The organism is Enterobacter sp. Ap-1006, from assembly GCF_011752835.1.
Lineage (GTDB): Bacteria > Pseudomonadota > Gammaproteobacteria > Enterobacterales > Enterobacteriaceae > Cedecea.
Map to the genome: position 1 here is coordinate 1 of NZ_VWWU01000003.1, position 26312 is coordinate 26312.

The window sequence follows — 26312 nt, forward strand, 5'->3', positions numbered from 1 at the left end:
GATTTTCGTCGGCAACCGCGGCTGCGTACAGATCTTCACCGGTGAAATCCGCAAAGTGGTCCCGATGGAAAACTGGGTCAACGTGTTCAACCCGGAATTCACCCTGCACCTGATGGGCGACACCATCGCCGAAAGCTGGGTAACCAGCAAACCAACCGCCGACGGCCACGTGACCAGCCTCGAGCTGTTTGCCGCCGACGGCACGCAAATTGCCCAGCTGTACGGCCAGCGTACTGAAGGCCAGCCGGAGCAGGAGCAGTGGCGTCTGCAAATTGAAGCCCTGATCGGCAAAGGGTTAGCGGCATGAAACGTCTGCTGCTCGCTATCCTCGCCCTGCCATTGATGGCAGGTGCGGCCGAGCGCGTGGTAACCATCGGTGGCGACGTCACCGAGATTGCCTGGGCTCTGGGTGCGGGTCAGGATGTGGTGGCTCGTGATAGCACGAGCCTTCATCCCGATGCCGTGAAAAAACTGCCGGATGTGGGCTACCTGCGCCAGCTTAATGCCGAGGGTATTCTAGCCATGCGCCCGACGCTGGTACTGGCCAGCGCTCAGGCTCAGCCATCCATGGCGCTGAAGCAGGTTGAGGCCAGCAAAGTGAAGGTGGTTACCGTTCCGGCGGAAAATAACCTCGAGAGCATTGATGTCAAAGTGGCTGCCGTGGCTAACGCGCTGGGTAAAACAGCCGAAGGCGACAAGCTGCGCAAAACGCTTCACGACCAGCTAGCGGCGATCCCGGCCAAACCGCTGGGCAAAAAAGTGCTGTTCATTATGAGCCACGGCGGCATGACCGCCATGGCTGCCGGGCAGGAAACCGCCGCGGATGCCGCGATTCACGCCGCCGGACTGGACAATGCCATGCAGGGCTTCAAGCGCTACCAGCCGCTGTCTCAGGAAGGCGTGATCGCCAGCAAACCTGACCTGATCCTGGTCACCACCGATGGGGTGAAAACCCTCGGCGGAGAAGCCAAAGTCTGGGCATTGCCAGGACTTGCGCAAACGCCAGCCGGGAAAAATAAACAGCTGATGGTCGTCGATGACATGGCGCTGCTCGGCTTTGGCATTGATACCCCGCAGACGATCCTCGCCCTGCGCAAAAAAGCGGAGCAACTGCCGTGATACGCCGACCTTTGCCTCACCATGCTCTGTGTTTGATGGGGCTGGTTTTGCTGGCAATGGCGCTTATTGCCGCTAACCTCGGCGCCATGCGGCTGTCCGTGGCCGTGCTGTGGCAGGCGCATGACGACACGTTGCGCGACATCTGGCTCAACATCCGTCTGCCGCGGGTGCTGCTGGCGGCGCTGATCGGCGGCGCGCTGGCGCTGTCGGGCTGTGTGATGCAGGGGTTGTTCCGTAACCCGCTTGCCGATCCGGGTCTGCTTGGGATCAGCAGCGGGGCCGCGCTGGCAGTGGGTCTGTCGATTGTTATGCCGCTGGCTCTGCCGGCGGTTTTGGCGCTTTATGCCCCTATGCTGGCAGCGTTTGTAGGCAGCCTGGCGGTGACGCTGGCGATTTTCCTGCTTAGCCGGAAAGGCACCAACAGTTTATCACGCCTGCTGCTGGTGGGCATCGCCATCAATGCACTGTGCGGCGCGGCGGTTGGCGTGCTGTCGTGGATAAGCAACGACACTCAGCTGCGCCAGCTTTCTCTCTGGGGCATGGGGAGCCTGGGCCAGGCGCAATGGTCCACGCTGCTCGCCACCGCGTCGCTTATTCTTCCTGCAAGCCTGGGCATCTGGCTGCTTTCAAAGCGCCTGAACCTGCTCCAGCTTGGCGATGAAGAGGCGCATTATCTGGGCGTGGATGTCAAAACGACCCAGCGGCATTTGCTGATCCTGAGCGCCTTGTTGGTTGCCGCCGCGGTGGCCATCAGCGGCGTTATTGGCTTCGTTGGCCTGGTGGTTCCGCATCTGGTGCGCATGTGGCTTGGGTCCGATCATCGCTGGCTGGTGCCCGGCTCCGTGCTGGCCGGTGCCATGCTGCTGTTGGTAGCCGATACGCTGGCGAGAACGATTGTCGCGCCAGCAGAAATGCCTGTAGGCCTGTTGACCAGCCTGATAGGCGGCCCCTGGTTCCTGGCGATGATCTTTCGCAGCAAGGAGAGCGCGAGATGAATGAAGTTTTGTCCACGCACGATATTTCGCTGAAGCTGGGCCACCGTTATCTGATTGATAACGTCAATGTCAGCCTGAAGCCGGGTGAAGTTGTGGCGCTGATTGGCCCAAACGGCGCGGGCAAATCCACGCTGTTGCGGCTGTTAACCGGGTTTCAACAGCCTGACAGCGGGCACGTTGCGCTGGCAGGCCAGGATTTGAATCAGTGGTCCAACGAAGCGCTGTCCCGCAAACGCGCGGTGATGCGCCAGCAAAGCAGCATGGCGTTTAGCTGGACGGTAGAAGACGTGATCGCTATGGGCCGTGCGCCGTGGCCGCAGGCGTCAACGGCCGGCGTCGTGGCGGAAGTCATGGCGCTGACCGGGTGCGACTCTCTGAGCGGCAGAGATTTTTGTCGTCTGTCAGGCGGCGAGCAACAGCGGGTGCAGCTTGCCCGGGCGCTGGCTCAGCTTTGGTGCGACGGGCAGCCTCACGGCTGGCTGTTCCTGGACGAGCCTACGTCGGCGCTGGATCTCTACCACCAGCAGCATGTGCTGCGCCTGCTGCGTCGCCTGGCGCAAATGGGGACGTTATCGGTCTGCGTTGTGCTGCACGATTTAAATCTGGCGGCACTCTGGGCCGACCGTATCGTGCTGTTACATAAAGGCAGGCTGGTGGCAGACGGAACGCCTGATGAAGTGCTGGAAGAGCAAACGTTGCAGCGCTGGTATCAGGCCGATCTTCGGGTGTTCCGACATCCGGAACACCCGGTTCCTCAGGTAGGCCTGCGCCAGTGATCAGCTTGAACAGCTGACTTCCAGCCGTTTTCCCCAGTCAGGTGGGCGCTGCGTCATATCGTCCTCACGATCGGAGAACGGCTGGAGCAGCGCCTCGTGGAGTTTAGCCAGTTCACGAGTCTCGCCCTTTTCGGCAGCTTCGATTGCCCGCTGCGCCAGCCAGTTGCGTAAGACCAGCGCCGGGTTCACCGCCTGCATTTTCTGCTGGCGTTCGGCATCACTCACCTGCTCCGCCTGAAGCCGCTCACGATAGCGCCCAAACCAGGCATCAAAACTTGCCCTGTCGATAAATTCATCCCGCAGCGGCGAAGCCGCGCTGAGCTGCTCCGTCACGCTCAGCATACGGAAGGTACGCGTGTAATCGCTGCCTTCTTTGCTCATCAGGGCGAAGAGCTCACTCAGGATTAGGTTATCGGCCTGCTGTTCGGTGAAAAGCCCCAGTTTGGCGCGCATACGCTGGCCAAAAGCACGCATAATTGCCGGCTGGTAGCCATCCAGAATCGCGTTCAGCTTCTCGGCCGTAATAAACGGCGACAGCGTCTGCGCCAGGCGCTGCAGGTTCCACAGCCCTACCGCTGGCTGGTTGTCGAAGGCATACCGGCCCTGGTAGTCGGAATGGTTACAGATAAATTCAGGCTGATAGTCGTCGAGGAAGCCATACGGGCCGTAGTCCATGGTCAGGCCAAGAATCGACATGTTGTCGGTGTTCATTACCCCGTGGGCAAAGCCCACCGTTTGCCAGCTGGCAATGAGCGCGGCGGTACGCGCCACCACGTCGGTAAACCACAGCTCATAGCGTTCTTCAAGCCCCTGCAAATGCGGCCAGTGGTGACGAATGGCGTAATCGGCAAGCTGCTGAACTTTTTCCGGCTCGCGGCGATAGTAGAAATGCTCAAAATGCCCAAAACGCAGATGGCTTTCGGACACCCTCAGCAGCATTGCCCCCTGCTCAACCGTTTCACGCTGTACCGGCGTATCGCTGGTGACTATAGTTAACGCTCGCGTCGTCGGAATGCCTAAAGCATGCATGGCTTCGCTGGCGAGAAATTCGCGAACAGTGGAACGCAGCACGGCCCGGCCATCGCCCATGCGAGAGTACGGCGTCAAGCCAGCGCCTTTGAGATGCCAGTCAACCTTGCGCCCGTCCGCCAGCTGCTGCTCTCCCAGTAAAATACCGCGCCCGTCCCCCAGTTGCCCTGCCCAGACGCCGAACTGGTGCCCGCTATAAACCTGGGCGAGCGGCTGCATGCCGGGCAGCAGCGTTTCGCCACTCCAGATCCCCTGCTGTGGTGCAGCAAAAAACGAGGCGTTAATCCCCAGATCGTCTGCCAGCGGTTGGCTGTGATAAAGCAGCCGGGCGTTTTTCAGCGGCGTGGGGGTTAATTCGCTGTAGAACCCCGGCAGCTCATCGTGCCAGGTATTCAGAAAAGCTAAAGTATTGGTCATGGTTCCTCCGCCCGACAGTGTAGCCCCAGTAATGCATTTTAAACACAGTCGAGCAGCAGGGGCTTTAGTGAACCAGACCTTCATGAGGGGGGAAAAGTGAGGCCAGTTCTTCCGGCGGCACCAGCGGCCAGAGTTTGCCCTGCATCGCGGCAAAGCCTAAACCCTGCACTTTACGCCGCGCGCTGGCGGTATCTATCCCGGCAATCAACAAAGCCTGACAAAACGGCGAAACCTGCCCAAGAATGGCAAGCATAAAGGGCGAGAAAGTGCGGCCCGGAAGCTGTTTCTGAACAAAAAATCGGTCCATGATCACATGCCGGAACAGACCATCAAAAATAGATTTTGTGGTGGCATTGCCTGCACCAAAGTCAGCCAAACCGAGTGGGAAACGTTCAGCCAGCCAGGCCAGTCTTAAATTCGTTTTGCCGCTATTTAAATCAGGAAAGCTTTCGCTAATCATTAATTCAATAAACGGCAAAGCCTTTAGCCGGATATATAAATCCTGGTTGTTAATTAGCGCGTCAACAATAGTTTCATTAATATGAACCCAGACAACAAGGTACCGGGTGATAAAGAAATGCTGATGTTCTTCTATTTGCGTTAATTTTTCTCTAAACAGTTCGAGATGCTGTTCAGGCGCAAGATGAGGAATTAACAATTCGGTTGGAATACGAACCGGCGCGTCGGCACCCACGAAGTTAGCAACGATTTCGACGCCCAAAATGCTATCGTCCGGCCTGACGGCGGGGCGATAGTAGAGGTGAGAACAATAAACACTATCAAGTGAAACAATCATTTTGCCAGCCCTGTGGATTTCTGGTTGGACGGCAGAGAGATACAGCGCCAATCCGAAAATAGTCGGATAGCTGCTATCGCTGTGAATTTCACACTCATCCCTGAAACGGTTAAGCTTTATGTTTTAATAACTTTTAGCTTATCCTGGATATCCGTACATAGCCAGTTTTTAACGTAAATTCCGAACGGAATCACGAGCAATGATGCAAGGTAAAAAAGATTCATTCTCACAATGCTCATTCAGTAATTTACGCGTGGCAAAGCGGGCCATGTCGCCTATTGGGAAATAAACGCTGGTTAACGCCGGGCGGACAAATGCCGCACGATCGCCACTGTCATAACAAATAAGGGATATATCCAGAGGAATGCGTAAGCCCCGCTCGGTAATGGCCAGCATCGCCCCGACGGCCATCTCTTCGTTACAGCAATAAAGGGCGCTGATTTTATATTCATCCAGCAAGGCCGAGGTTTGCCGATAGCCGCTGGGCATATCGTACTCGCCTTCCACCACCGCCACCGGGGTAATGCCCTGCTCTTCCATGGCATCGAGAAAGCCCTGGCGTCGTAAGAGGCTGGAGGCGCGCTGGGTCGGGCCATGCAGGCAGGCGATTGCCAGGTGGCCGGCATCCAGCAAATAGCGGGTGGCCATGTGGCTGGCAAGACGATGATCGAAGACCACGCAGCGCGGGCTTAATGCGGGCACGTCTCTATCGAGGATGATAAATCGGTTACCTCGTTCCGCCAGTTGAAGCAGCGTTTCGTCCGCGATGGCACGGACATGGAGAATCAAGCCATCACAGCGCAGATTGTAGAGTCGCTGAATGGCATTGCGCTCGTTCTCTTCTACGCCACGCCCCTGCGTCACCAGCAGTTGCTTGCCGTGGGATTCAGCTTCACTTTGCACCGTATCCATCAGCGTCCCGAAGAAACCCCCGGTGTATGACGTGGTTACCAGACCAATGGAATGGCTCTGGCTGGACGCCAGCGCTCTGGCTGCAGGATTGGGGGAATAGCCCAGTTCAGCAATCGCGGCCTCCACTTTAACGCGGGTTTGCGATTTAACCTTAGTGTCGCCATTCACCACGCGGGATACGGTGGCGCGGGAGACGCCGGCGTGGGCAGCAACATCTTCGAGGGTGACCATGACACAATCCTTAGCGGGAAAAGCACAATGCATCCCGATATTACCTGATATTGCCAATACCGTTGACGTTGCCCGCAGATTTGCGGGAACGGTCACGATTTTCAGTCAAGAACAAACAGGAAAGGCTATATGCGGCGGGCTTGCCAGAATTTTTTACGCCAGTAGACGTTGTCCAGAGAGGAACGCATAACGCCGCGACTGGTAGACGCGTGAATAAAGGTGTTGTCGGTGTCATAAATGCCGACGTGCAGGCCGCTTTCGCCCGAGCCGGTTTTGAAGAACACCAGATCGCCAGGCAGCAGGTCGTCTTTATCGATTTTTGTGCCGATTTCTGCCTGCTCGCTGGTCATGCGCGGCAGCATCAGATCGAACCTGTCGCGGAAGGTCATCAGCACGAAGCCCGAACAGTCCACGCCGCGTCGACTCATGCCACCGTAGGTGTACGGCGTGCCGTGCCAGCTGCGGAGCTGATCGTTTAGCTGAGCGATAACGGTGATGGAATCGGAAAGCCTGGCGTTCGGATGAGGAGCATTATGACTACACCCCACCAACACTATGCATGCCACTGCAATAAGCCACAAACGCATTTTCAGACAACTCCCGGTCTTGCTGTTTCCAGTAATTTAGCCTGTCGCCCGGAATTATTGCAAGCTTTCCACGATGTTATAACGGGCTTATCAGCATACTGTGCCCTTCGATGCGCAATAGCCGAAACGGCATCTGGTAAGCTGCAGACAAATTTTTCGGCGTCAGCACTTCATCCTTCGGCCCCTGAGCGATCATTTTTCCCTCACGCAAGAGCCACACTTTATGGGCATGACGCAGGCTATGGTTCAAATCATGGCTGCTCATCACTACCGCAATACCCGCCTCACAAAACGCAAGCAACAGGCGATCTAATGCGGCCTGCTGGGCGACATCAAGGCTGTTCATCGGTTCATCCAGCAGCAAAAGCTGCCCTTCGGGATTGGCCGAGGGATCAATCTGCAGCAGCACGGCGGCAAGGCGAACGCGCTGCCATTCACCGCCGGAAAGCTGGTTGACCGACCGGGTCAGTTTGTCTGAGAGCCATAGCGACGCCGCGAGACGCAGCATTGCCGCTTCGGACTCAGGCGAGGATTGATGCAGCTGCAGGTAATGCCAGACGGGCATTGCAAAAGGAGGAAGCTGCTGCTGGCTTAACCAGGCACGATGTCGGGACAGCCCGGCAGGCAACCAGTCGTCAAGCGGCTGCTGGTTAAACAGAAGGCTGCCTTGCCCGGCACTTAACCCTGCCATTCGCGTGAGCAGCGTACTCTTGCCTGCCCCGTTCGGCCCGACAAGATGGATAAGTTCTCCGGGCTCCACCGCCGCAGATATTGGCCCAACCCGGCCCGCGACGGTGACGCCTGTCAGCTGCAGCAGGGACAACTTATTTAGCCAACGCCTGTTTAATGGCGTCCAGCACCACAGGATCTTCCGGCGTCATGTCCGGAGAGAAACGCTGAATCACTTTACCATCACGGCCAATCAGGAATTTTTCGAAATTCCACAGGATGTCGTCAGGGTAAAGCGGGCCACGCCCTTTGCTGCTCATTCGCTCCAGAAAACCGCTACCTTCCGGGGCAACGGCTGCCGGGCGCGCATCAATCAGCTTCTGATAAAACGGATGGCGGTGCTCGCCGTTGACATCGATTTTGCTAAACAGTGGGAACGTCACGCCGTAGGTAGTGCTGCAGAAGGTTTTAATTTCTTCGCTGCTGCCAGGCTCTTGCCCCAGGAACTGATTACATGGGAAACCAAGCACGCTGAACCCCTGAGCTTCAAAGTCTTTTTGCAGGTTTTCCAGTTGCTCATACTGCGGCGTCAGGCCGCATTTGGAAGCGACGTTCACCACCAGCAGCACTTTTCCCTGCCAGCTCTCCAGCGTGGTGTTTTCGCCGTCAATGGTGGTGACTTCGGTATTCAGAACATTGCTTTGCATATCATCCTCTTCCTCTGTGAGCCGAATTAACGTCCGGCTTTCAATAATAGCCAGATAAACACCGGCGCGCCGAGCGTAGCGGTGACTACGCCAATGGGCAGCTCGGCAGCACTTAGCGCAAGCCTTGCCACCACATCCGCGCCGGTTAAGATCGCGGCCCCAGCCAGCGCACTGGCAGGCAGCAAAACGCGATGATCGGTTAACCCCGCGAGTCGCAGCATGTGCGGGATGACCAGACCGACAAATCCAATCGCGCCGGCAAGCGCCACGCTGACGCCAACCAGCCAGCCGGTAGCCACAACCAAAATATTGCGCCACAGCCAGACGGAAAGCCCCAACTGCCGGGCTGAGTTTTCACCGAGCGCCATCAGGTTGAGCGGCACATGCTGTCGGCACAGCCAGACCACCACCGGCAGCAGCGTCACCATCAGCCAGCCCTGACGCCAGTCCACCCCGCCAAAGCCGCCCATCATCCAGTACATCAGCTGGCGCAGGTCGAGACTTGAGCTAAAGTAGACCGCCCAGGTCATCAGGGCACTACAAATAATGCCGAGGGCGACACCTGCAAGTAATAGACGACTGGTGGAGAGATGACGACGGGAAAAACGTAACAGAATAAAAGTGATCGCTAAGGCACCGAGAATGGCGCACAACCCCAGCACCCAGCCCGGCAGCATCCCCTGCCCGAGCAACAGGGCAACAACCAGCGCAACGCCGGCGCCGTTGGAGACGCCAAGTAAACCGGGCTCGGCCAGCGGATTTTCAAACAGCGACTGCATAATCGTGCCGGTCACGGCCAGAGCCGCCCCCACCAGCAGGACGGCCAACGTTCGCGGCAGACGGATTTGCCAGATAAAGAGCCGGGCCTCATCATTCCACCAGGAAAGAGGGGAAAACCAGACATCCCCGGCGCACAGGCTCAAGGCCAGCATAGTCGCCGTGGCAAAGACCAGGGCAGCTAGCCAACGTCGCTCAAACCTGCGTTGTCTGGTTACAAAATTCAGCATTCCGTAAAGGCTCCCCCTGCCCCGTTTATGCGCCTGATTTTACGGGGAGTTCGCCGAAGAGAACAAGCAAAGAAAAGGCCTTAATACCACGCCTGTCCCGAATTACTTTTTTACTGGCCGTTTACGAGTGAACTGCTGCTCCAGCATTGAGCTTCCCCATTGCTCGCCCTGCCATTCCCTGGTTAGCTTGAATCCCATCGACTCATAAAGATGGCGAGCTGCATTCAGTCCGCTAAAAGTCCACAGCTGCACGGCGGAAAACCCATACTCATCGCAAAAGCGCATAGCCTCACGTAAAAGCGCTCGCCCGATACCGCTGCCACGGCACTCATCGTCGAGAATAAACCAGCGTAAATGGGCTTCGTGATTGCCCAGATCCTCACCATCGATGGATACAGAGCCCACTATTTTGCCGTTGTGGAGCACCACCCAGATGCGGTTACACGGGCGATCCAGCCGCCCTGAAAACTCCGCCAGCCCGGCGGCGACTTTCCCTTCAAAAAAATAGCCGAAGTTATAGTGCTTTGAGTAATAGTTAGCGTGCATTTCCGCCACGCGGCCAATTACACCCGGCTGATATCCCGTCATTATCTCGAAGTTTTTTCTTCCCTCGTCAGCCGTCAACTCACTACGACAGGCTTTCAGCGCCTGAGCATAGTTAGACAGGCCAGCAGCTACAGATTGCTGTGCCGGAGTATTCAGGTGCGCCAGAGCCTTCTCTACGCGCATTCTGCCGTATCTGTGGATTTCCCTGACCGTTTGTTTACCCTGGGTGGTCAAGCGGAGTCGCCTGGCTCTGGCGTCTTCGTCTGAAACGCTCTCGGACAGCTCTCCCGCCTTTCGCAGTTTGCCTATCATTCGGCTGACGCTCGACTTCTCCAGACCAAGAATCTGGACCAGGTCGGCCGCAGTGACGTTCTCCCGGGAATCAATTTCCAGCAAAGCATGAACCGCAGAAGCAGAGTAGTTCGTGGCGGCAAGCGTTGAGTTCAGAAAACCAAGCTCGCGTACAACCTGGCGCGACGAGGCGCGTATAGATTCGATTAGGGTGCTGTCAGACATGATCGATACCGTTGAAATATGGTTGTACAATACAACCATTTGAAAGAAATGTTTGTCAAGCAAATGTCGTTAAGCACTGGGACTTAAAAGCAAAAGAAAAAGGCCGCGAATGCGGCCTTTTTTGTTAACTCAGGTTACTCGTCTTTTGGCGACGCGTTTTCAACCCGACTTTTTAGCTTCTGACCAGGTCGGAAAGTCACCACACGGCGCGCCGTAATGGGAATATCTTCACCGGTCTTCGGGTTGCGCCCGGGACGTTGGTTTTTATCGCGTAAGTCAAAATTACCAAAGCCCGAGAGTTTAACCTGCTCACCGTTTTCCAGAGCGCGACGGATCTCTTCGAAAAACAGCTCTACCAGCTCTTTGGCATCTCGTTTGCTAAGCCCAAGCTTATCAAACAGATATTCTGACATTTCAGCTTTTGTAAGCGCCATACGTTCAATCCCTCAATGATGCCTGGAATCGCTCTTTTAATGCCTCTACACATTTTGCAACGGTAGCGGCCATCTCCTCTTCTTCGAGTGTACGGCCCGTATCCTGAAGGATAAGGCTTATGGCCAGGCTCTTGTAGCCATCGGCTACGCCCTTGCCACGGTACACGTCAAATAAGTTTACGCCAACTACCTGATTTGCGCCAACTTTCTTACACTCGGCCAAAACATCTGCTGCCGGGACGTTTTCAGCCACCACAACAGCGATATCGCGGCGGTTTGCCGGGAAGCGTGAAACGTCCTGCGCCTCAGGCACCGCGCGGTCTGCGAGCTTGCTCCACAGCACCTCAAACACCACCGTGCGGCCGTTAAGGTCCAGTTTACGCTCCAGTTCCGGGTGAACAACACCAATGAAACCAATGCATTCACCTGCTAAATAAATGGCAGCACTTTGCCCAGGATGCAAGGCCGGATTTGCCTGCGCTCTGAATTCGATGTCTGAAAGTTTACCGGTCAGGGCCAGAACGGACTCCAGATCGCCTTTCAGATCATAGAAGTCAACGGTGTTGCGCGCCAGATCCCAGTGTTCTTCATAGCGGTTGCCGCAGATAGCCCCCGCCAGCATAAGATCCTGACGAATCCCAAGGTCTGCCTGAGTATCAGGCACAAAGCGCAGGCCGGACTCGAAAATACGCACGCGGCTTTGCTGGCGATTCTGGTTATAAACCACGGTTGTCAGCAGGCCGCTCCACAGCGACAGGCGCATAGCAGACATGTCGGTAGAGATCGGATTAGGAAGAATCAGATTTTCTTCGCCAGGGTGCAAAAGCTGCTGAATTTTCGGGTCGACGAAGCTGTAGGTAATGACTTCCTGGTAACCTTTGTCCACCAGCATGGTTTTCACACGCTTCAGAGAAAGGTCGGCTTCGCGATGGGTGCCCATCACCAGACCTGCCTGTACCGGGCTGTTTGGAATACTGTTGTAGCCGTAAACGCGGACCACTTCTTCCACCAGGTCTTCTTCAATTTCCATATCGAAACGCCAGCTCGGCGCCACGGCAGTCCACTGCGCCTGACCTTCGGTCACTTCGCATCCCAGACGACGCAGAATGTCGCTAACCTGAGCATCTTCGATGTGGTGACCAATCAGACGGTCCAGTTTGCTGCGACGGAGCGTGATCGTAGCGCGCTTAGGCAGGTGCGCTTCGCTTGTGACATCGATAACTGGGCCAGCTTCACCGCCACAGATATCCACCAGCAGGCGAGTCGCTCGCTCCATCGCTTTATACTGCAGCACAGGATCGACGCCGCGCTCATAGCGGTGGGAAGCATCGGTATGCAGACCATGGCGGCGCGCACGACCTGTGATGGACAGCGGGCTGAAGAAGGCACATTCCAGCAGCACGTTCTGGGTTTCGTCGTTAACGCCTGAATGCTCGCCGCCGAAGATACCGCCCATGGCCAGCGCTTTATTGTGATCGGCAATAACCAGGGTGTCGGCATTGAGCTTCGCTTCGCTGCCGTCCAGCAGGACCAGGGTTTCGCCCTCTTCCGCCATACGCACCACGATCCCGCCTTCAATACGGTTCAGGTCGAAGGCGTGCATCGGCTGACCAAGCTCCAGCAGCACATAGTTGGTCACGTCAACCACCGCATCAATGGAACGAATACCGCAGCGACGCAGCTTCTCTTTCATCCACAGCGGCGTGGGTGCCTTAACGTTGATGCCTTTCACAACGCGGCCCAGATAACGTGGGCAAGCTTCTGCGGCGTCTACGCGAATAGGCAGCGTGTCATTGATAGTCGCAGCAACGGCGGTAATTTCTGGCTCAACCAGAGGCAGCTTGTTCACCACCGCCACGTCGCGAGCTACGCCGATAATACCGAGGCAGTCGGCACGGTTTGGCGTGACGCTGATTTCAATGGTGTTGTCGTCCAGCTTCAGGTATTCGCGGATGTCAGTGCCGATTGGCGCGTCCGCTGGCAGCTCGATAATGCCATTATGATCGTCGGAAATACCCAGCTCGGAGAAGGAGCACAGCATCCCTTCGGACGGCTCACCGCGCAGTTTGGCCGCTTTGATCTTGAAATCTCCCGGCAGCACGGCGCCAACGGTCGCCACGGCAACTTTCAGGCCCTGACGGCAGTTTGGTGCGCCGCAGACGATATCCAGCAGGCGATCGCCACCGACGTTAATTTTTGTTACGCGCAGTTTGTCGGCGTTTGGATGCTGACCGCACTCGACCACTTCCCCGACCACAACGCCGTGAAAAGCCCCTGCTACGGCATCGACACCGTCAACTTCAAGCCCGGCCATAGTTATCTGGCTGGAAAGTTCGTCACTGCTGTTGGCTGGGTTTACCCATTCGCGTAACCAGAGTTCACTGAATTTCATTGGATATCCCGCCTTTATTTGAACTGTTTGAGGAAACGTAAATCATTTTCGAAGAATGCACGCAGATCGGTCACGCCATAGCGCAGCATGGTCAGACGCTCCATGCCCATACCGAAGGCGAAGCCGGAGTAAACTTCCGGATCGATACCTACGTTACGCAGCACGTTCGGGTGCACCATGCCGCAGCCCAGTACTTCCAGCCACTTGCCGTTTTTACCCATCACGTCCACTTCAGCGGACGGCTCGGTGAACGGGAAGTAGGACGGACGGAAACGAATCTGCAGATCTTCTTCAAAGAAGTTATTCAGGAAATCGTGCAGCGTTCCCTTCAGGTTGGTGAAGTTGATGTTGGTATCAACGATCAGGCCTTCCATCTGGTGGAACATCGGGGTGTGGGTCTGATCGTAGTCGTTACGATAGACGCGGCCCGGGGCAATAATACGAATTGGCGGCTGCTTGTCTTTCATGGTGCGGATCTGCACACCAGAAGTCTGGGTACGCAGCAGACGGGTCGCGTCAAACCAGAAAGTATCGTGGTCCGCGCGCGCCGGGTGGTGACCTGGAATATTCAGCGCATCGAAGTTGTGGTAGTCATCTTCGATTTCAGGGCCAGTTGCTACGGTGAACCCCAGCTCGCCGAAGAAGCTTTCGATACGATCGATGGTGCGGGTTACCGGGTGCAGGCCACCGTTTTCAATCCGACGACCTGGCAGAGAAACGTCAATTGTTTCCGCGGCCAGACGTTCGTTCAGTGCGGCGCTTTCGAGTGCGGCTTTGCGGGCGTTCAGGGCTTCCTGAACCTGCTCTTTAGCAACGTTTATCACCGCGCCCGCAGCCGGACGTTCTTCCGGTGGCAGTTCACGCAGGGTGGTCATCTGAAGGGTCAGATGCCCCTTCTTCCCCAAATATTCGACGCGTACATTATCTAACGCGGCAACATCCTGGGCATCGTTTATGGCTGCTTTGGCACTGGCAACCAGCTCTGCGAGATGTGGCATGGTATTCCTCTTATGCCGGCAAACTGCCGGGGTAGTTGGTCTGATTCGAAAACGAAACGCAAAAAAAAAGCCTCCGTACAGGAGGCTTTCGGCGCTGTTTTTCGTTTCTTTTCTTACGCGCAAAGCCCCCTGAATCAGGCGCTAAAGTAAAAAAAGAAGCGGAAAATAGCAGCATTCATGCTTGCAGTTACCTTGTTTTGACAAATTTCGCTTTGGCTATTGAACGAGCTACGGCGTTGAAAGTCAATAAATTGATTGTGTTATGCCCTAATAATTCGATTTGTAGTAAGGCGACAAGCTCGATTATCCCCGGGAGTTTACTTAAGTAAGTGACCGGGGCCAGCAAGTGCAGTTAACGCAGCTACAGATTGAACTATGACGGGGATAAATTAAAAGAGGGAGCAAGCTCCCTCTTTTAACTGGCTTATGCCAGAGCTGCTTTCGCTTTCTCAACCAGGGCAGTGAATGCCACTTTGTCGAATACGGCGATGTCAGCCAGGATCTTACGGTCGATTTCAACAGAGGCTTTTTTCAGGCCGTTGATGAATTTGCTGTAAGAGATACCGTTCTGACGAGCTGCAGCGTTGATACGTGCAATCCACAGCTGGCGGAACTGACGTTTACGTTGACGACGGTCGCGGTAAGCGTACTGACCAGCTTTGATAACAGCCTGGAAGGCAACGCGGTATACGCGAGAACGCGCACCGTAGTAGCCTTTAGCTTGTTTGAGGATTTTTTTGTGACGAGCACGTGCGATTACACCACGTTTTACGCGAGCCATTTAGCTCTCCTGTTTCTATTCTGAATTAATTAAAAAAAGTTTACTTATGCGTACGGCAGGCAAGCGACAACCAGGCCCAGATCCCCTTTGGAGACCATGCCTTTCGGACGCAGATGACGTTTACGTTTGGTAGACTTTTTAGTCAGAATGTGACGCAGGTTAGCGTGCTTACGCTTAAAACCGCCAGAAGCAGTCTTTTTGAAGCGCTTAGCGGCGCCGCGTACTGTTTTGATCTTTGGCATTTCAATTTCCACTTCGCATTGTTAATAAAACGAACCAGTAGGCGAACAAAACCCGCGAGGCCTAAGCCCCGCGGTCTGTTACTTGATGGCCTTACTGTTTCTTCTTCGGAGCAAGCACCATGATCATCTGGCGGCCTTCGATCTTCGTTGGGAAGGATTCGACCACTGCCAGTTCACTCAGATCGTCACGGACGCGGTTAAGCACTTCCATACCAATCTGTTGGTGTGCCATTTCACGCCCACGGAAACGCAGGGTGATTTTGGCTTTGTCTCCGTCTTCCAGAAAGCGAACCAGGCTGCGGAGTTTTACCTGATAGTCGCCATCATCGGTACCAGGTCGGAATTTAATTTCCTTAACCTGAATAACTTTTTGCTTCTTCTTCTGTTCCTTAGAAGATTTGCTTTTCTCGTAGAGGAACTTGCCGTAGTCCATGATGCGGCAAACAGGCGGCTCGGCGTTTGGACTGATTTCGACTAAATCAACCCCAGCCTCTTCGGCTTTTTCTAAAGCTTCATTCAGACTGACAATACCAATCTGCTCGCCATCAATACCGGTCAGACGAACCTCAGTGGCACGAATCTCTCTGTTAATGCGATTAGGACGCGCCGGTTGAACTCTTTTTCCGCCTTTAATACTTTATTCCTCCAGTTGATGAAGATTGCGGCTGCGAATTTCTTGCTGCAGCTTTTCAATCAATTCGTTGACGTCCATGCTCCCCAGGTCTTTGCCGCGGCGGGTACGAACGGCAACTTTGCCTGCTTCGACCTCTTTATCGCCACAAACCAGCATATAAGGGACACGACGTAACGTGTGTTCACGGATTTTAAAGCCTATCTTCTCATTTCTCAAGTCTGCTTTTACGCGAATGCCCGCATTTTGGAGTTTACGAGTCAATTCGTTAACGTATTCTGCCTGGCCGTCGGTGATATTCATCACCACCGCCTGCACCGGAGCAAGCCAGGTTGGGAAGAAACCAGCAAACTCTTCGGTCAGAATACCGATAAAGCGTTCCATTGAACCTAAAATGGCGCGGTGAATCATTACCGGCACCAAACGCTCGTTATTTTCGCCAATATAGGAGGCGTTCAAGCGGGTTGGCAGGGAGAAGTCAAGCTGAACGGTACCACACTGCCATGCACGATCCAGGCAGTCATACAGCGTGAACTCAATTTTCGGGCCGTAGAATGCACCTTCACCCGGCTGATAGTCAAACGGGATATTGTTTTCCTGCAATGCAACAGCCAGATCCGCTTCCGCGCGATCCCACATTTCGTCACTGCCGATGCGTTTTTCCGGACGGGTAGACAGTTTCACAACGATTTTCTCGAAACCGAAGGTGCTGTACATGTCGTAGACCATGCGGATACAGCTGTTTACTTCATCGCGAACCTGCTCTTCAGTACAGAAGATGTGGGCGTCGTCCTGAGTAAAGCCGCGTACACGCATCAGGCCATGCAGCGCGCCCGAAGGCTCATTGCGGTGGCAGCTACCAAATTCCGCCATACGCAGCGGCAGGTCGCGGTAGGACTTCAGGCCCTGGTTGAAGATCTGTACGTGGCCCGGGCAGTTCATCGGTTTGATGCAGTATTCACGGTTCTCGGAAGAGGTGGTGAACATCGCGTCTTTGTAGTTGTCCCAGTGGCCCGTTTTTTCCCACAGAACGCGGTCCATCATGAACGGACCTTTCACTTCCTGGTACTGGTACTCTTTCAGCTTGGAACGGACAAACACTTCCAGCTCGCGGAAAATAGTCCAGCCGTCGTTATGCCAGAACACCATACCCGGCGCTTCTTCCTGCATATGGTACAGGTCAAGCTGCTTGCCGATTTTACGGTGATCGCGCTTGGACGCTTCTTCCAGACGCTGCAGATAAGCATTCAGCTGCTTTTTATCCGCCCAGGCGGTGCCGTAGATACGCTGCAGCATCTTGTTGTTGCTGTCACCGCGCCAGTATGCGCCGGAGGTTTTCTGCAGCTTGAAGTGATGGCAGAAACGCATGTTTGGCACATGTGGCCCGCGGCACATATCCACATATTCTTCATGATGATACAAACCTGGTTTGTCATCATGGCTGATGTTTTCATCAAGAATGGCAACTTTGTAGTTTTCGCCGCGGTTGACGAAAGTCTCACGCGCTTCCTGCCAGCTCACCTTTTTCTTGATAACGTCGTAATCTTTCTCGGCCAGCTCGTGCATACGCTTCTCGAGCAGCTCAAGATCTTCCTGCGTCAGGGTGTGGTCCAGATCAACGTCGTAGTAGAAACCGTTGTCGATAACCGGGCCGATCGCCATTTTAGTGTGCGGCCACAGCTGCTTGATGGCATGACCGAGCAGGTGAGCACAAGAGTGGCGAAGAATTTCCAGACCCGCTTCGTCTTTAGCGGTGATAATGGCGAGCTTCGCGTCGTTTTCGATAATATCGGAAGCATCAACCAGTTCACCGTCTACGCGGCCAGCGATACACGCTTTGGCAAGACCTGGACCGATGTCCAGCGCAACGTCCATTGGGCTAACGGGTTTGTCGTAATGGCGTTGGCTGCCATCAGGAAGAGTAATAACAGGCATGTTAAGTCCTTATCTGCAGTGGTGACCCACACGAAAGATCACATACAGTAGAGAAATTGGATTTAGAACAACTCGTTGCGTAACCATTTGACCAACAATCGCCGAATTGGTACGCAGTCTGGTGTACAAATGAAAATGGCATCACCGCCATCTCACCTGAATCGCAGATGGTAACACTAACAGAAAGGGGAATACATCCCTTGTTGCCGTGAACGAGCTTGATAAATAAGGTCGTCGCCCACCCTTTTCAAGGCGCGTTATGCCGCTTTGTCTTTCTCTTCCACCAGCACCAGCGGGCATTTTTTTACCTTACAAGCCTGGGAGTAAGCCAGGTCGCACACCGCACAAAGGTCTCTCAGTTCCGACTCATATTCGTATTCCATAAAATAGCGAAAAGTCCCACCGCCGGACTCAGTACGCCAGAATCGCTGCGGCTCCAGAATTTCATCAAGCTGCCTGAAGGTCAGGGCTGAAGGGTTATGAAACCCCACTCGTACGCGATAGATAGTCATGCACGATTATTCTCAGGGCGCTATGCGTTTTGCCAGGTGGTTTTGGTTCTCAAAAGGATAGGAAAAAACGAAGAGTGGGCGCACGAGGAAAAAACAAAGCCGGATATTGTCCGGCTTCTTAATCTTACATTTTATACCCGAGCGTAATTTGCGTACGTCTGTCGGTATGGTTTGGTGCAGTAGACGGCGGATCGGAGTTCCAGGTCACGTTATAGCCCACTTTCAGGCCAAAGTGCTCACTGATAGCCACATCCAGCGCCGTTTCGGAGTTCACCGTGGTGTCGTCACTGCCCAGCACGGACACGCCCTGAATAAACTTAGCGTTGTCGGTCAACTGCCAGTTGTAAGTCGCAGACGCATAGCCCAGCGCCTGAGTCTCGTTTTTACCATCGGTAAATTCGTCATAACGCACACCAGGACCGAATTCCACACGCAGACTGTGAACTGGACCGTTCAGCAACTGGCGACCATAACCCGCAGTGAAGACATCGCGCGCATGATAGCCGTTGTACCGGTCAGTCAACCAGCTGGCCTGACCAAAGAGATAGTCATAGTCAGTCATGTTGTAACGACCACGCCCACCCGCTGAGTATTTCTCGGAAGAACGCACATCGTTGGAAGAGGTGTTACTGGCGGTACCCCAAATTGACCAGGCGGTAGCCGTGTTGTACCAGGTCATATTGGTGTTAGCAGTCAAGTTGGAACTTTTGGTATTGCCTGCCTGCGCGAGATAGCCTGCATTCAGATTACCTTCGAAGGGTTTCTTCGCGGTAGTCGGGTCATCCATGACAGTAAATACTGAGTCATCTGCCACTGCGAAATGGCTAAAGAACGCTCCACCGGTGAGTAAAAGCGCAACCGGCACTGTCTTTAAAAGCTTCATTTATTAATCCGTACAACACAAAAAAGAAACCATTAAGGTTCCGGAATCTTTCCTCGGGATCAAATCGAAGTCGCCCAGGAAAGGTTACAAATTATAAAAACTCCGCAATAACATAGCAATGGATTCTTGTTTCATTTTTTGTATAAGAGAGCTCTTAAAATATCTTTATTTTCATAAGGATACGAAGGTTATGGTTTTTGGATAATCATTCGATAAATCATGATTTTAATTAACTTTTCACTTCCCGCTTCGGTGCTACGCTTTAGGACAATGGCTAAAAAAGGAGGAGACATGACAGCTATTTTTACACTCACCCTCGCCCCTTCCCTCGACAGCGCCACCGTCACGGCGCAAATCTATCCTGAAGGGAAACTTCGCTGCACCTCGCCCATCTTTGAACCCGGCGGCGGCGGTATAAACGTTGCCCGTGCCATTGTCCATTTGGGGGGACACGCCACGGCGATATTTCCGGTTGGCGGCGCGACTGGCCAGCACCTTCGCGATCTGCTGCTTGAAGAGCATGTCGCCGTGGACACCGTGGAAGCGAAAGACTGGACTCGCCAAAACCTGCACGTTCATACCGAATCTACCGGCGAACAATATCGATTCGTTATGCCTGGAGCCGCCCTGACGGAGGATGAATTCCTGCAACTGGAACAAAAAGCCCTTGCCCTTCATTCCGGCGATATTCTGGCGATCAGCGGTAGCCTGCCGCCGGGCGTTGATCTCAAAAAGCTCTGCCGCCTGGTAAAAATGGCTCAGGAGAAAGGCATTCGCTGCATTGTGGACAGCTCAGGAGAGGCACTGAAAGCCACACTCGCGTTAGGCAACATCGAACTGGTGAAGCCAAACCAAAAAGAGCTGAGCGCCTTAGTTCAGCGCGAACTTACGCAGCCGGACGATGTGCGAGCCGCCGCGCAGCACCTTGTCGACAGCGGCCAGGCAAAACGCGTCGTGGTTTCTCTGGGAGCCCAGGGAGCCCTGGCGGTTGATACACAAGAATGTGTGCACGTTGTGCCGCCGCCGGTCAAAAGCCAAAGCACCGTCGGCGCCGGAGACAGCATGGTTGGCGCCATGACGCTCAAGCTTGCGGAAAACGCGCCTCTGCTGGATATCGTTCGCTATGGCGTGGCTGCCGGCAGTGCCGCTACGCTGAACAAAGGCACCCGCCTCTGCTCGCTGGAAAATACGCAGAAGATCTACGCCTGGCTACGAGGCTAACGTTTCGTTGCAGAATAAACGGGCTGCTGCAGGGCGAGAATATCGCCATTCCGGCAGCATGAACTATGCTAAAACCTTCAGGATAACAACGGGGTGACTATGAGCGAAGTTGAACGCTATCTGATAACGGTGCAATTTGAAGAGCAAAGCCTGGCCGACATCAACGAGCTGAACAACCAGCTCACGCGCGGCGGTTTTACCCTCACGCTCACCGATGATCAAGGCAAAATTCACGAACTTGGCCCGGGCAGCTTCGGGCTAATCAGTCCGCTTGATGAACAAGACGTTGCAGCGTTGGCCAGAGGGCTGGGAAGCGTAGCGCTTGGCACGGAACCTGACGTCGTCGTTACCCGCTGGGAAGCCTGGCAGAAACAAAAGTAAGCTCTGGCCGGGGTTGTGCGTCAGCGCGTGTTTTTGCCCGGCAAACGGCGATAAGCTATTGATTGCAGTGTCTACCAGCCAACCTGGGGAGAAAAGTCATGTGGCAAGCCATCCGTCATTTGTTAAGCGAGCAGTTAGGCGAAGCAGAGATTGAACAGCGCACTGAGCTACCCGGCGGCGAAATTCACGCGGCATGGCATATTCGTTATGCGGGCCACGAGATTTTCGTCAAGTGTGACGAGCGCGAAATGCTGCCCATCTTCACGGCAGAAGCCGATCAGCTAGAGCTCCTGTCGCGCAGTAAAACCGTCAGAGTACCCAAGGTCTGGGCGCTCGGCAGCGACAGGGATTACAGCTTCTTGCTGCTGGAGTATCTGCCTTCTAAACCCCTCGATGCCCATAACGCGTTTCTCCTCGGTCAGCAGTTGGCCCGGCTTCATCAATGGAGCGATCAGCCGCAGTTCGGTCTGGACTTCGACAACGATCTCTCCACCACCCCGCAGCCCAACGCCTGGCAGCGACGCTGGTCGACCTTCTTTGCCGAGCAGCGCATTGGCTGGCAGTTGGAAATGGCGGCGGAAAAAGGCATCGACTATGGCGATATTGATTTGATCGTTGATTTTGTCCAGCAGGCGCTGGCCTCGCATCAGCCTCAGCCTTCCCTGCTGCACGGCGATCTCTGGTCGGGCAACTGCGCCCTCGGGCCTGACGGGCCCTTTATTTACGACCCCGCCTGCTATTGGGGTGACCGGGAATGCGACCTGGCCATGCTGCCGCTGCACAACGACCAGCCGCCGCAAATTTACGACGGCTATCAGTCCGTCTCTCCTCTTCCGGCGGGCTTCCTGGACCGCCAGCCCATTTACCAACTTTATACCCTGCTTAACCGGGCGATTCTGTTCGGTGGGCAGCACCTGGTGACGGCGCAAAAAGCGCTTGAGAAAGTATTAGCGGCGTAAAAAGCAGGCCGCGCCTGAACGGCGTGGCCCGTTATTTTATAAAAAGCCGAGCAGCTTGAAGAAGAAATAGCCCACCACGATGACAATCACCGGCAGGACATAAAGCGGAAAAATCTGCAGTAAGATCGTGTGATGCGGCACAACCACTTTTGCATCAAGCTGCGCTTTGCTGAGTCCCTCCGGCCCTTTCGCCTGTTCAAGAATCAACTGATCCTGCACGCCCTCGCGCAGGAATTTTGCCTGACGGCTCATGCGGGCCCCGGAGTCCTGTAGCGCCAGACCGATAAAAATCAGCGCAAATATTAGCCAAAAGAAGACGTTCACCTGGCCGTTAAAATCCGGCAGCGGCGAGTTGTACCAGAAGAGATTCAGGAACGGCGTATTGAACCGCATCATCTCAATCATCACGTGGGCGAAATCCATCATTACGGCGTCAATGCCCGGCTGTTTTTCGCTGTGCTGATACATAAATTTCAGGATGGAAATTACCGTCGACAGAAGCGCCGGGATAAAAATAATCCAGCCCGCCACGCGCTTTAAAATCGCAATGCGTCCAGCTTGTTGATACGTCATGTACTCCCCTTTATTAGGACGTAACGTTATACGCTCAAAGTCTACCCTGTGTGGCGCTATTTCGCCTGAGCTTTGCGGGCTAAATTCGCAAAAGCGGTAGCTTCGGGCTTTGTTTCCGGCTAAAGATACACAAACATTTTATTTTGACGAACAGAAAGGAGTCATTTTATGGCCGAAACGCGCCAAATTCTCGCAGCAATTTTTGATATGGATGGGCTGCTGATAGATTCCGAACCGCTTTGGGATCGTGCGGAGCTGGACGTGCTGGAGAGCATCGGCGTCGATATTACGCGTCGTCACGAACTGCCCGACACGCTGGGATTACGCATCGACCTGGTGGTTGAACTTTGGTATTCACGCCAGCCGTGGACCGGACCATCTCGTGAGGAAGTGACCGCGCGCGTTATCGAACGTGCTATTGCGTTGGTTGAGGAACAGCGCCCGCTGCTGCCTGGCGTTATTGAAGCGGTGAAGCTTTGCAAAACGCTGGGCCTGAAGGTTGGCCTGGCCTCTGCGTCTCCGCTGCACATGCTGGAAAAGGTGCTTGAAATGTTCGACCTGCGCCAGGACTTCGACGCTATTGCCTCCGCCGAACATCTGCCTTACAGCAAGCCGCATCCACAAGTGTATCTCGATGCGGCCGAGAAGCTGGGGATCGATCCGCTCTCCTGCGTGACGCTCGAAGACTCCGTCAACGGTATGATCGCCACTAAAGCGGCGAGGATGCGCTCCATTGTGGTGCCTGCCGAGGAGAACTTTGCGGACCCACGCTGGTGCCTGGCGGACGTCAAACTTCCTTCTCTGGCTCAGTTAACCGAAACAAGCCTGAAAGGCTAAACCTGTCGGGCGGCTCAGGCCGCCCGTTTTCCTGACAAAATGTTACACCGTCACCTCTTCCGAATACTGTACAAAAACCCTATACTGGATGAATCGACAGTTTCTTCATTCAGGTTGTATCATGACGGCGGAAGGCCACCTGCTCTTTTCTATTGCCTGCGCAGTTTTTGCCAAAAACGCCGAACTGACGCCCGTCCTCGCCCAGGGTGACTGGTGGCATATTGTGCCGTCCGCGATTCTGACCTGCCTGTTGCCGGATATTGACCACCCAAAATCCTTTCTGGGCCAGCGGCTAAGCTGGATCTCAAAACCGGTGGCGCGAATGTGCGGCCACCGGGGGTTTACCCACAGCCTGTTCGTAGTATTCGCCGGGCTGGCACTGTTTTACCTCAAGGTACCAGAAAGCTGGGTCATTCCAGCCGATGCGCTGCAGGGCATGGTGCTGGGTTACCTCAGCCATATACTTGCCGACATGCTAACGCCTGCCGGGGTGCCGCTATTGTGGCCGTGCCGCTGGCGTTTCCGTTTTCCCATCGTTCGCCCACAAAAAGGCAATCAGCTTGAGCGCGCCCTGTGCATGGCGCTGTTTGGTTTTGCGGTTTGGATGCCCCAGGGCCTGCCCGAAAACGGTGCAGTACGCTGGTCTTCGCAGATGATAAATTCGCTGCAAACCACCTTTAATAGCTTTATAACTCACCAGTCTGAGCGTTAAACAGCCAATATCATCCATTTGGTAATAATCAATTCCTTTTGAATATAAGCCAACGCCCTGCCATCTGTTACGCTTTGCAACATAACGGTCGCCCCTGCGCGGCCGCGTGACAATAAATCAGGAGATACGGGGATGAATTTTCCACTGGTAGCGAACATTGTGGTGTTCGTTGTATTGCTATTGCTGCTGGCGCAAACTCGCCACAAGCAATGGAGCCTTGCCAAAAAAGTGCTGGCAGGTCTGGTACTGGGCGTGATCTTTGGCCTGGCGCTGCACACCATTTATGGTTCCGACAGCGCGGTGCTGAAAGATTCCATTCAGTGGTTTAATGTTGTCGGTAACGGCTATGTGCAGCTGCTGCAGATGATTGTCATGCCGCTGGTCTTCGCCTCAATTCTGAGTGCCGTAGCCAAACTGCATAATGCATCTTCGCTGGGGAAAATCAGCGTTCTGTCTATCGGTACACTGCTGTTTACCACGCTGATTGCTGCGCTGGTCGGGGTGCTGGTCACCAATCTGTTTGGCCTGACCGCTGAAGGCCTGGTGCAGGGCAATGCAGAAAACGCCCGTCTGGCGGCGATTCAATCCAACTACATTGGTAAAGTTGCTGACCTGACCGTCCCGCAGCTGATCCTCTCCTTCGTGCCGAAAAACCCGTTTGCTGACCTGACCGGTGCCAACCCGACGTCTATCATCAGCGTGGTGATTTTTGCCGCCTTCCTGGGCGTCGCGGCGCTGAAGCTGCTGAAAGATGATGCGCCAAAAGGCGAGCGTGTGCTGGTAGCTATCGACACCCTGCAAAGCTGGGTCATGAAACTGGTTCGCCTGGTAATGCAGCTGACGCCATACGGCGTGCTGGCGCTGATGACCAAAGTGGTAGCAGGTTCAAACCTGCAGGACATCATCAAGCTGGGCAGCTTTGTGGTGGCATCTTACCTTGGCCTGGCGATTATGTTTGGCGTTCACGCCATTCTGCTGGCGTTCAACGGCGTTAGCCCGGTGAAATACTTCCGCAAAGTCTGGCCGGTGCTGACCTTCGCATTCACCAGCCGCTCCAGCGCGGCGAGTATCCCTCTGAACGTGGAAGCGCAAACCCGCCGTCTTGGCGTACCAGAATCTATCGCCAGCTTCTCCGCCTCCTTCGGTGCAACCATCGGCCAAAACGGCTGTGCAGGTCTCTACCCGGCGATGCTTGCCGTGATGGTGGCTCCGACCGTAGGGATTAACCCGCTGGATCCTGTCTGGATTGCGACGCTGGTAGGGATTGTGACCGTTAGCTCCGCAGGCGTAGCCGGCGTGGGCGGTGGTGCAACCTTCGCCGCGCTGATTGTGCTGCCCGCGATGGGGCTGCCGGTAACGCTGGTCGCGCTGCTGATTTCCGTTGAGCCGCTGATTGATATGGGCCGTACCGCCCTGAACGTTAGCGGGTCGATGACCGCCGGGACCATTACCAGCCAATTAATGAAGCAGACCGACAAAGAGATTCTGAACAGTGACGATGAAGTGGAATTAGCCCACCGTTAATCTGAACTGAAAAACAAAAAAGGCCGCTATCACTAGCGGCCTTTTTTTATACTTCGTTTTCCTGCCGAACCTGTTTCGCCCAGCGCTGTGCCGACTCGGGCAAAGTAAACGGCGGTGACTGGCGGAAGGCATCACCCAGTAAAACAAACGCTACATACTGCCCGCGCAGCAGATAGACATCTTTAAACCCGTCTACTCGCCACGCATGAGAAGGCGGAGCTGGTTCCACGCGGGGCGTGTAGGTAATGATTGGACGTGTATTCGGTTGGCGCAGTGGTTTCATAGGCAACGGGATTGGAACTGAATTAGTGAACAACCTCACCATGATAGCGGATCTCACCCTTCCTCGTCGCCCCCTCTTCTCTGCCTCCGCCCGTAAGGCAAAAAAAACCCGGCGCAGAGACTGCAGCCGGGCCCTTTACAGCGTACTCGCTTAGGCTTTAGGTGCCTGCGGATCGGTGTCGTATTCAGCGCAGGTCTGGTAGCCTGAATTCATCACGCGACCGGTGTTATCCAGCGCGACAAAATAGGTTTCAGCTTTACCGTTACGCTGGCCCAGAATATAGGTCTGGCAGGTCCCTTTGGCGTGGATCATGGTGATTTCGGAAGACGGTTTACCCGCAATCTGCTGTACCTGGGCACGGGTCATGCCTTTTTTCACATCTTTCACCACCGGCTCAGTCACCAAATCTTTGGTGCGATCGTAAGCGGTACACCCTGCCAGCATAGTCATTACCGCTGCCGCGCCTAAAAATCCTGCAAATTTATTATTCATAATTATCCTCATCAATGAATGTATTGATCCTGCGTGTCAGATAAGCCTGGAATATAAAAGAACATTTTTCAACTCGTTACCCTTAATGCGTGAAAATTCGGACAATAAGAGTATTCATAAGGATCCTGTCTGATTTGCAGGAAAACTCGCCGTCTACAGGCCGGGTAAGCCTTTGAGCCTTGTCGTTTTCAGCGCAACAGGGTAAGTTTTAGGGC

General features: G+C 54.6%; 31 protein-coding genes and 1 other annotated feature. Of the genes, 10 read left to right on the forward strand and 21 right to left on the reverse strand.

Annotation, left to right across the window (positions count from 1 at the left end; all coding sequences use genetic code 11):
- The 4 genes from F3J28_RS08145 to F3J28_RS08160 form a co-directional block, all read left to right on the forward strand.
- A partial coding sequence (locus F3J28_RS08145) for a ChuX/HutX family heme-like substrate-binding protein (RefSeq protein ID WP_286178053.1) occupies positions 1 to 307 on the forward strand: 307 nt, incomplete at its 5' end.
- Positions 304 to 1119, forward strand: coding sequence for a heme/hemin ABC transporter substrate-binding protein (locus F3J28_RS08150; RefSeq protein ID WP_166874845.1), 816 nt, complete (start codon positions 304 to 306; stop codon positions 1117 to 1119). The genes F3J28_RS08145 and F3J28_RS08150, both read left to right, overlap by 4 nt.
- A 35-nt stretch (positions 1120 to 1154) precedes the next feature.
- Entirely contained in the window at positions 1155 to 2114 is a 960-nt protein-coding gene (locus F3J28_RS08155) for a FecCD family ABC transporter permease (RefSeq protein WP_166876484.1), read from the forward strand.
- Entirely contained in the window at positions 2111 to 2890 is a 780-nt protein-coding gene (locus tag F3J28_RS08160; RefSeq protein ID WP_166874848.1) for a heme ABC transporter ATP-binding protein, read from the forward strand. The genes F3J28_RS08155 and F3J28_RS08160 overlap by 4 nt, the downstream gene beginning before the upstream one ends.
- On the opposite strand, the gene selO is transcribed toward F3J28_RS08160, so the two are convergent.
- The 18 genes from selO to F3J28_RS08250 form a co-directional block, all read right to left on the reverse strand.
- Complete coding sequence (gene selO, locus F3J28_RS08165; RefSeq protein WP_166874851.1) at positions 2891 to 4336, reverse strand: protein adenylyltransferase SelO; 1446 nt, start codon at positions 4334 to 4336, stop codon at positions 2891 to 2893.
- 64 nt (positions 4337 to 4400) lie between these two features.
- Positions 4401 to 5183: an EAL domain-containing protein gene (locus F3J28_RS08170; RefSeq protein WP_166874854.1), complete on the reverse strand. Its 783-nt coding sequence runs from the start codon at positions 5181 to 5183 to the stop codon at positions 4401 to 4403.
- A 117-nt stretch (positions 5184 to 5300) separates the two neighbouring features.
- Complete coding sequence (locus tag F3J28_RS08175; RefSeq protein WP_008456550.1) at positions 5301 to 6275, reverse strand: LacI family DNA-binding transcriptional regulator; 975 nt, start codon at positions 6273 to 6275, stop codon at positions 5301 to 5303.
- A gap of 125 nt (positions 6276 to 6400) precedes the next feature.
- Positions 6401 to 6862 carry a C40 family peptidase gene (locus tag F3J28_RS08180; protein ID WP_008456552.1) on the reverse strand — a complete coding sequence of 154 codons (462 nt, stop codon included), beginning with the start codon at positions 6860 to 6862 and terminating at the stop codon, positions 6401 to 6403.
- Positions 6863 to 6938: 76 nt separating this feature from the next.
- A complete protein-coding gene (btuD, locus tag F3J28_RS08185; RefSeq protein ID WP_502706904.1) occupies positions 6939 to 7676 on the reverse strand; it encodes a vitamin B12 ABC transporter ATP-binding protein BtuD in 738 nt (245 codons plus the stop codon).
- A gap of 10 nt (positions 7677 to 7686) precedes the next feature.
- Positions 7687 to 8238: a glutathione peroxidase gene (locus tag F3J28_RS08190; RefSeq protein ID WP_039292394.1), complete on the reverse strand. Its 552-nt coding sequence runs from the start codon at positions 8236 to 8238 to the stop codon at positions 7687 to 7689.
- A 26-nt stretch (positions 8239 to 8264) separates the two neighbouring features.
- Positions 8265 to 9245, reverse strand: coding sequence for a vitamin B12 ABC transporter permease BtuC (gene btuC, locus F3J28_RS08195; RefSeq protein WP_166874860.1), 981 nt, complete (start codon positions 9243 to 9245; stop codon positions 8265 to 8267).
- A 102-nt stretch (positions 9246 to 9347) separates the two neighbouring features.
- Positions 9348 to 10307 carry a bifunctional helix-turn-helix transcriptional regulator/GNAT family N-acetyltransferase gene (locus tag F3J28_RS08200; RefSeq protein WP_166874863.1) on the reverse strand — a complete coding sequence of 320 codons (960 nt, stop codon included), beginning with the start codon at positions 10305 to 10307 and terminating at the stop codon, positions 9348 to 9350.
- A gap of 134 nt (positions 10308 to 10441) precedes the next feature.
- On the reverse strand, positions 10442 to 10741 hold the full coding sequence (gene ihfA, locus F3J28_RS08205; RefSeq protein ID WP_001229265.1) for an integration host factor subunit alpha: 300 nt from the start codon (positions 10739 to 10741) through the stop codon (positions 10442 to 10444).
- A gap of 4 nt (positions 10742 to 10745) precedes the next feature.
- On the reverse strand, positions 10746 to 13133 hold the full coding sequence (gene pheT, locus F3J28_RS08210) for a phenylalanine--tRNA ligase subunit beta (protein ID WP_166874866.1): 2388 nt from the start codon (positions 13131 to 13133) through the stop codon (positions 10746 to 10748).
- Positions 13134 to 13147: 14 nt separating this feature from the next.
- On the reverse strand, positions 13148 to 14131 hold the full coding sequence (pheS, locus tag F3J28_RS08215; RefSeq protein ID WP_154186177.1) for a phenylalanine--tRNA ligase subunit alpha: 984 nt from the start codon (positions 14129 to 14131) through the stop codon (positions 13148 to 13150).
- 60 nt (positions 14132 to 14191) lie between these two features.
- Positions 14192 to 14315, reverse strand: a sequence feature (Phe leader region).
- Entirely contained in the window at positions 14266 to 14310 is a 45-nt protein-coding gene (gene pheM / locus F3J28_RS08220; protein WP_106120997.1) for a pheST operon leader peptide PheM, read from the reverse strand. Its footprint overlaps the feature before it by 45 nt.
- A 240-nt stretch (positions 14316 to 14555) precedes the next feature.
- Entirely contained in the window at positions 14556 to 14912 is a 357-nt protein-coding gene (gene rplT, locus F3J28_RS08225; protein WP_000124850.1) for a 50S ribosomal protein L20, read from the reverse strand.
- A gap of 44 nt (positions 14913 to 14956) precedes the next feature.
- Entirely contained in the window at positions 14957 to 15154 is a 198-nt protein-coding gene (gene rpmI, locus F3J28_RS08230; protein WP_006118955.1) for a 50S ribosomal protein L35, read from the reverse strand.
- Positions 15155 to 15245: 91 nt separating this feature from the next.
- Positions 15246 to 15788, reverse strand: coding sequence for a translation initiation factor IF-3 (gene infC / locus F3J28_RS08235; protein WP_071530481.1), 543 nt, complete (start codon positions 15786 to 15788; stop codon positions 15246 to 15248).
- Between the two features lie 3 nt (positions 15789 to 15791).
- Positions 15792 to 17720 (reverse strand): threonine--tRNA ligase, encoded by a 1929-nt coding sequence (gene thrS, locus F3J28_RS08240; RefSeq protein ID WP_008456585.1) that lies wholly within the window; start codon positions 17718 to 17720, stop codon positions 15792 to 15794.
- Positions 17721 to 17977: 257 nt separating this feature from the next.
- Positions 17978 to 18232 (reverse strand): hypothetical protein, encoded by a 255-nt coding sequence (locus F3J28_RS08245; RefSeq protein WP_008456587.1) that lies wholly within the window; start codon positions 18230 to 18232, stop codon positions 17978 to 17980.
- 124 nt (positions 18233 to 18356) lie between these two features.
- The gene (locus F3J28_RS08250) at positions 18357 to 19115 is read right to left on the reverse strand and encodes a DUF481 domain-containing protein (protein WP_008456590.1); all 759 of its coding nucleotides are present in this window, start codon (positions 19113 to 19115) and stop codon (positions 18357 to 18359) included.
- Between the two features lie 291 nt (positions 19116 to 19406).
- Between F3J28_RS08250 and pfkB the strand changes: the two genes are divergently transcribed.
- The 3 genes from pfkB to F3J28_RS08265 all read left to right on the forward strand — a co-directional run bounded on the left by pfkB (position 19407) and on the right by F3J28_RS08265 (position 21676).
- Positions 19407 to 20336 carry a 6-phosphofructokinase II gene (gene pfkB / locus F3J28_RS08255; RefSeq protein ID WP_166874869.1) on the forward strand — a complete coding sequence of 310 codons (930 nt, stop codon included), beginning with the start codon at positions 19407 to 19409 and terminating at the stop codon, positions 20334 to 20336.
- Positions 20337 to 20435: 99 nt separating this feature from the next.
- On the forward strand, positions 20436 to 20717 hold the full coding sequence (gene ghoS / locus F3J28_RS08260; RefSeq protein ID WP_166874872.1) for a type V toxin-antitoxin system endoribonuclease antitoxin GhoS: 282 nt from the start codon (positions 20436 to 20438) through the stop codon (positions 20715 to 20717).
- A 98-nt stretch (positions 20718 to 20815) separates the two neighbouring features.
- The gene (locus tag F3J28_RS08265) at positions 20816 to 21676 is read left to right on the forward strand and encodes a fructosamine kinase family protein (protein WP_166874875.1); all 861 of its coding nucleotides are present in this window, start codon (positions 20816 to 20818) and stop codon (positions 21674 to 21676) included.
- A gap of 36 nt (positions 21677 to 21712) precedes the next feature.
- On the opposite strand, the gene F3J28_RS08270 is transcribed toward F3J28_RS08265, so the two are convergent.
- Positions 21713 to 22249: a YniB family protein gene (locus F3J28_RS08270; protein WP_166874878.1), complete on the reverse strand. Its 537-nt coding sequence runs from the start codon at positions 22247 to 22249 to the stop codon at positions 21713 to 21715.
- A 168-nt stretch (positions 22250 to 22417) separates the two neighbouring features.
- On the opposite strand from F3J28_RS08270, the gene hxpB reads away from it, so the two are divergent.
- The 3 genes from hxpB (at position 22418) to F3J28_RS08285 (ending at position 25322) form a co-directional block, all read left to right on the forward strand.
- Positions 22418 to 23086: a hexitol phosphatase HxpB gene (gene hxpB / locus F3J28_RS08275; RefSeq protein ID WP_166874881.1), complete on the forward strand. Its 669-nt coding sequence runs from the start codon at positions 22418 to 22420 to the stop codon at positions 23084 to 23086.
- A gap of 121 nt (positions 23087 to 23207) precedes the next feature.
- The gene (locus F3J28_RS08280) at positions 23208 to 23798 is read left to right on the forward strand and encodes a metal-dependent hydrolase (RefSeq protein WP_008456602.1); all 591 of its coding nucleotides are present in this window, start codon (positions 23208 to 23210) and stop codon (positions 23796 to 23798) included.
- 132 nt (positions 23799 to 23930) lie between these two features.
- Entirely contained in the window at positions 23931 to 25322 is a 1392-nt protein-coding gene (locus tag F3J28_RS08285) for an L-cystine transporter (RefSeq protein WP_085542739.1), read from the forward strand.
- A 46-nt stretch (positions 25323 to 25368) separates the two neighbouring features.
- On the opposite strand, the gene cedA is transcribed toward F3J28_RS08285, so the two are convergent.
- Together cedA and osmE are read right to left on the reverse strand one after the other, a co-directional pair.
- Entirely contained in the window at positions 25369 to 25605 is a 237-nt protein-coding gene (cedA, locus tag F3J28_RS08290) for a cell division activator CedA (RefSeq protein WP_008456606.1), read from the reverse strand.
- A gap of 150 nt (positions 25606 to 25755) precedes the next feature.
- Entirely contained in the window at positions 25756 to 26097 is a 342-nt protein-coding gene (gene osmE, locus F3J28_RS08295) for an osmotically-inducible lipoprotein OsmE (RefSeq protein WP_166874884.1), read from the reverse strand.
- Positions 26098 to 26312 lie beyond the last annotated feature (215 nt).